Annotated in this window: 5 protein-coding genes and 1 pseudogene; 2 read left to right on the forward strand and 4 right to left on the reverse strand. The window is 46.0% G+C overall.

Annotated elements, in window-relative coordinates; genetic code table 11:
* A partial coding sequence (locus B3D59_RS11595) for an alpha-hydroxy-acid oxidizing protein (RefSeq protein ID WP_286819900.1) occupies positions 1-675 on the forward strand: 675 nt, incomplete at its 5' end.
* Here B3D59_RS11595 and B3D59_RS11600 read toward each other — a convergent pair.
* Both B3D59_RS11600 and B3D59_RS11605 read right to left on the reverse strand, forming a co-directional pair.
* Complete coding sequence (locus B3D59_RS11600; protein WP_286819901.1) at positions 672-1,901, reverse strand: glycosyltransferase family 4 protein; 1,230 nt, start codon at positions 1,899-1,901, stop codon at positions 672-674. The genes B3D59_RS11595 and B3D59_RS11600 overlap by 4 nt on opposite strands.
* A 98-nt stretch (positions 1,902-1,999) precedes the next feature.
* Entirely contained in the window at positions 2,000-2,323 is a 324-nt protein-coding gene (locus B3D59_RS11605; protein WP_286819904.1) for a universal stress protein, read from the reverse strand.
* 449 nt (positions 2,324-2,772) lie between these two features.
* Here B3D59_RS11605 and B3D59_RS11610 point away from each other — a divergent pair, with 449 nt between their 5' ends.
* Positions 2,773-2,922, forward strand: coding sequence for a hypothetical protein (locus tag B3D59_RS11610; protein ID WP_286819902.1), 150 nt, complete (start codon positions 2,773-2,775; stop codon positions 2,920-2,922).
* A 99-nt stretch (positions 2,923-3,021) separates the two neighbouring features.
* Here the strand turns inward: B3D59_RS11610 and B3D59_RS11615 are convergent, their stop codons facing one another.
* Together B3D59_RS11615 and B3D59_RS11620 are read right to left on the reverse strand one after the other, a co-directional pair.
* A complete protein-coding gene (locus B3D59_RS11615) occupies positions 3,022-3,465 on the reverse strand; it encodes an IS1096 element passenger TnpR family protein (RefSeq protein WP_286819903.1) in 444 nt (147 codons plus the stop codon).
* A gap of 55 nt (positions 3,466-3,520) precedes the next feature.
* Positions 3,521-3,750: pseudogene (locus B3D59_RS11620) on the reverse strand (transposase); the annotation flags it as partial.

Below are 3,750 nucleotides of genomic sequence, written 5' to 3' on the forward strand. Positions count from 1 at the left end.
TTTACAGCCCCGGATCGTGGCCCTGACACCTTTTTTTATACCCCCGATGATAACCCCGCACTTCGAGCCATAAAAAAAGAAGGCCTGCCGGCCGTCCCCATCTTCAAACCCAGGGCCCAGGATGTGCTCAAGCGGCTTATCCATATGGCCGAAGAATTGGGGTGTCCTGCTGTGGGCGTGGATCTTGACGGATGCGGCTCCACCATTATGGCCCGGCATAATCAGCCGGTATTCCGCAAGAGCGTGAAGGATATCAAAGAACTGGTTCAGGCCTCGTCTCTGCCCTTTATTGCCAAAGGGATTATGACGGTGGCGGATGCCATAAGTTGCGCTGATGCCGGTGTCAGGGTGGTCAGTGTCTCAAATCACGGCGGCCGGGTTCTTGATGCAACGCCGGGGACGGCAGAAGTCTTGCCTGATATTGCCAGACAGCTTAAAGGCCAGGTCATCATCACTGCAGACGGTGGGGTCAGGACCGGCTATGACGTACTCAAAATGCTGGCACTGGGTGCGGACTTTGTTCTGCTGGGCAGGGATATCATCCGGGCGGCCGTGGGTGCAGGTTCCCTGGGTGTTAGAATACACATGGAACATATTCAAAAGATATTGAAAAAAGCCATGTTTATGACCGGGGTCAGCACCGTCTCAGATATTGATTCATCCATATTGTGCTAAGAACCGGAACCACATATTTTTTTATAAACGCCTTCCATTTTAGAGAATACGCCTTCCCAAGTATAGGTAGCGGTTAACCTATTTACTTGGGAAAGGTCCGGCTGTCGGTTTTGATCCGCCTTTGTTATGTTGATTTCCAGGGCATGAGCAAGGGTTTGTTCCAGGGCCGGGATGTCTTTTTGAAATGGTGTGTCCACGGTTTCCAGGGCCGGCAGCTCCAGAAGATGGACCATGCCGGACCTGGTCTCTTCAAATATTTCCCGGGTCCCCGGCAGCGCAGTCGTCAATATCCTGCAGCCCGATGACAGCGCTTCCATGAGCACCAGGGGAAGGCCTTCAAAAAAGGAAGGCAGGACAAAGAGGTGTGCTTTGCGCACGAGCCGGGCAAGGCTTTCATGGGACAGGGGACCGTGAACCTTTACCCAGCTATCCAGGTCTGCGGCCAGTGCCAGGCATTCTTGTTTTTCCTCACCGGAACCGGCGCCTGCCAGGTGCAGGCAATAATCCGGGGCTGTTACTTTTTTCAACGCAGCAAGAAGCCAGGGCACGCCCTTGGCCCGGCTCAGTTTTCCTGCATACACGATTTGAACAGGGCCTTTTTCAGGCTTTGGCTCACAATAGAATGTTTTTTTTTCAAAGCCTGCGCCCACCACATGCAGTTTTTCCGGATCAATCTTGTGAATGTCTTGGATCTGCTGTTTCTGGTGCCGACTCAGGCAGAGAACGGCGTCAATCTTTGCCATGGTGTTTTTAACATCCAGACCCAGCCCGGGGCACAGAAAATACTGGCGAAGGCATGTGCCGTGGCAGGAAGTTACCATGGGCAGATCCTGGAAGATCTGCCTGGCTGTTTTTGAAACAATCCAGAGATGGTGGGTATGGATCAGATCCGGGCGAAATTTTTCCCGCGCCTTTTGAAGGACCTTTCTAAAGGCGGTTTCATACCTGCAGATTTGATCGTTGTTCATTGAAGAAAAAACCGTGCTGGGGTAGGGCATGACATCGCTCATGCCCGGAAGTCTGAAGTCAAGATGCCCATGGTTAAACCGGACAAATTCGGTATGCTCCGGGGGTAACAAAGACGGATTTAATTTAAAATCATCCTGAATACCCGCCACAAGAAAATTTTGATGCCCCTTGGCACAAGATTGCCGGATAATGGCTTGGACGGTTTTTCCTGATCCCGTAAAATCAGGTGTCTGGCTTAAAATATGAAGAATTCTCATGGAAAAAATTTAACCGTTAACACGGGATGCTCTAAAAAGCCATAATCCAATCACATACCTCAGCACAAAAGGTAGGTTAAACAAACCCTGCCGGCGATTTATTTTATTATAAATACGGGGCATTGAACCTTATGAAGGACCTGGTGGGCTACCGACCCAAGGAAAAGCCCTTCAAGATTACCGACGCCTCTGGATCCCATAACAATTAGATCGATTTTTTCCACGTTTACTACAGTGTCGATATTCATTGCCGGGGAACCCTCCAGAATCCGGATCTCATATTCAACGCCGCTCTCTTCCAATAAATCTTCATAAGGCTTGATCAGTTCATCACAATTTTTTAAAATTTTATTGATGGCATTTTGGAAATGAGGTTCGGCCAGAACAACGGGGAACGTGGCGTGGCAGTGAAGCAGGACGATTTTCGAATCGAATTACTTTGCCAATTCAACGGAATATTGGGTGGAGCGCATGGAATGTTCTGAACCATCCACGGGATTAAGGATTTTTTTTAATTTCATATCTCATCCTCTCTGGTCTTTGCCCGGCACTGGAAGGTTTAAACGTCCGGTCAAAACCGATTTCTTATGAATTAAACCCATTGGGCAGAGATCGTTTGTCACTGCCCCAGCAAAAAAACAAAAAAGCAAAACAGATAAGAGAGCATATCTCTATGACATGGTTTCATTATAGGATATATGGAAAGCAAAATAAAATGGTTTCGGTCATGCTTTGTCAAAAGGGGAAAAGAAAGGAGCAGCAATTCTAAATGAAGATCGAACTCCTTAACGGGCTCAAGGTCTGGATACTGCGACGGCTGGGAAGTCTTGTCTGGAAACAATGAAAAAACCCAAGAACCAGGTTCGTAACCTTGAACACCTTGGTATTTCATCACAATGATGCGATGCTTTGCGGGAATGCCCGTAAAAGGTACTGGCACATGAGCAAAATCAAGTGGGTGGCCATTGCCATGCCTGAAAGATATTTTATTGAGAAAGGATTATATCTGCCCGGGAACTGATTCTTAAAATCAGCCGAACCGACCTGGTACGCGATCTGTATATCGGGTGGTGGGAGGGCTCCTCAGTGATGGGGAGTCTTATCCCGATTCGGCCTCGCGTCACTCCTCCCATATAGGGTATTGTTGTGGTGATGGACCAATACTTTCTATGAGTTGGGGATATTCAACGTCTTTATCTGGTGATTTTGGCTTTTTTCTTGATTTAGTAATTTTAAAAATCCAATCATCACCAAAATCAAAATGGTAAAATAACTTTAACCCTTTGGGCAAGGGATAGATCTCATTGAGTGTCATTTGATGATAATTATCAATTGCTTTTTCGTAATCAAAAGCCCAAGCATCTTCTGAAAATAAGGGTTTTCTGTTTTTGAAATGTCTTCCTTTAAAAAATTCAAACAGGTGATCATTATCAAATTTGACTAATTTTTGGATAAGCAAATGTAAATCATAAAGCGTTGATTCTTCCTCTATTTCAATCATGCGAATACATTCTTCTTCAAGATGTCTTCCCCACTCACATTCAATTTTAAGTGTCCAAATCATCTTTTCTGCCTTTGAAAGTATTGTTTATTAATCCGGTGTTTAATCCGGTGACACCTTATGCATTTTTCGTTCGACCTGGCTTCTTTGGCCTGAGCCGTCTGTCTAAAATAGTCTCCAATTGCTTTACAAAAGTGGTTTTTCCCAACGGTCGGCCGTTACGTTCATGCTTTCTGAACAATTCGATTTCAGATTCTTTTATGTCAGAGGATAAAAAATCTCCCCAGGATGTCTTGACAATCTCAAGCAAGGGTCTTGTTTTAACAAGAACGTCATCCTTTTCATTCA

Source organism: Desulfobacter sp. UBA2225 (genome assembly GCF_002348205.1).
Taxonomy (GTDB): Bacteria; Desulfobacterota; Desulfobacteria; order Desulfobacterales; family Desulfobacteraceae; genus Desulfobacter; species Desulfobacter postgatei.